Source organism: Rothia sp. HMSC065G12 (genome assembly GCF_001811455.1).
GTDB classification, from domain to species: domain Bacteria; phylum Actinomycetota; class Actinomycetes; order Actinomycetales; family Micrococcaceae; genus Rothia; species Rothia dentocariosa.
The window spans coordinates 1-1,814 of record NZ_KV804807.1; the positions used below are offsets into that span (position 1 = coordinate 1).

The following is a 1,814-nucleotide window of genomic DNA, read 5'->3' on the forward strand; positions in this document are numbered from 1 at the left end:
CCCACCCGACACTCGCGAGCAGCATGGCCAACCAAACAATAGTTGAGCTCCTTAGAAAGGAGGTGATCCAGCCGCACCTTCCGGTACGGCTACCTTGTTACGACTTAGTCCCAATCGCCAGTCCCACCTTCGACGGCTCCCCCCACCAGGGTTAGGCCACCGGCTTCGGGTGTTACCAACTTTCGTGACTTGACGGGCGGTGTGTACAAGGCCCGGGAACGTATTCACCGCAGCGTTGCTGATCTGCGATTACTAGCGACTCCGACTTCATGGGGTCGAGTTGCAGACCCCAATCCGAACTGAGACCGGCTTTTAGGGATTAGCTCCACCTCACAGTATCGCAACCCTCTGTACCGGCCATTGTAGCATGCGTGAAGCCCAAGACATAAGGGGCATGATGATTTGACGTCATCCCCACCTTCCTCCGAGTTGACCCCGGCAGTCTCCTATGAGTCCCCACCATCACGTGCTGGCAACATAGAACGAGGGTTGCGCTCGTTGCGGGACTTAACCCAACATCTCACGACACGAGCTGACGACAACCATGCACCACCTGTATACCAGCCCCGAAGGGAAACGCCATCTCTGACGCAGTCCAGTATATGTCAAGCCTTGGTAAGGTTCTTCGCGTTGCATCGAATTAATCCGCATGCTCCGCCGCTTGTGCGGGCCCCCGTCAATTTCTTTGAGTTTTAGCCTTGCGGCCGTACTCCCCAGGCGGGGCACTTAATGCGTTAGCTACGGCGCGGAAAACGTGGAATGTCCCCCACACCTAGTGCCCAACGTTTACGGCATGGACTACCAGGGTATCTAATCCTGTTCGCTCCCCATGCTTTCGCTTCTCAGCGTCAGTTACAGCCCAGAGACCTGCCTTCGCCATCGGTGTTCCTCCTGATATCTGCGCATTCCACCGCTACACCAGGAATTCCAGTCTCCCCTACTGCACTCTAGTTAGCCCGTACCCACTGCAAAACCAGGGTTAAGCCCCAGCCTTTCACAGCAGACGCGACCAACCGCCTACAAGCTCTTTACGCCCAATAATTCCGGACAACGCTCGCGCCCTACGTATTACCGCGGCTGCTGGCACGTAGTTAGCCGGCGCTTTCTCTGCACCTACCGTCACTTTCGCTTCTTCGATGCTAACAGAGGTTTACAACCCGAAGGCCGTCATCCCTCACGCGGCGTCGCTGCATCAGGCTTGCGCCCATTGTGCAATATTCCCCACTGCTGCCTCCCGTAGGAGTCTGGGCCGTGTCTCAGTCCCAGTGTGGCCGGTCACCCTCTCAGGCCGGCTACCCGTCGTCGCCTTGGTAAGCCATTACCTCACCAACAAGCTGATAGGCCGTGAGCCCATCTAAAACCACTCCATAACGCTTTCCACCAACACCCCATGCGGAGATTGGTCGTATCCGGTATTAGACCCAGTTTCCCAGGCTTATCCCAGAGTCAAAGGTAGGTCACTCACGTATTACTCACCCGTTCGCCACTAATCCACCTAGCAAGCTAGGCTTCATCGTTCGACTTGCATGTGTTAAGCACGCCGCCAGCGTTCGTCCTGAGCCAGAATCAAACTCTCCGTTACAAAAACAAAAAGCAAACGCATGATCCCATAACTCTCAAAAAACAATGAACTACTGACAAAACAAAAAACAATCAGGACACACAACACCAGGCACACCAACGCACCCCATGCTCTGCACCCCACACGAATGTCCCAACCAGCAGACACCACAACAAATTTTTCAAAAACTACAAGACCACACCAAAAAACATGACCTCAATAAGATCAAAAAACATATACGGTATCAACCCCG

General features: G+C 54.4%; 1 rRNA gene. It reads right to left on the reverse strand.

The annotated features are described in order from the left end of the window. Positions 1-55: 55 nt before the first annotated feature. A 16S ribosomal RNA gene (locus HMPREF2804_RS02310) occupies positions 56-1,582 on the reverse strand. Between the last annotated feature and the right edge of the window lie 232 nt (positions 1,583-1,814).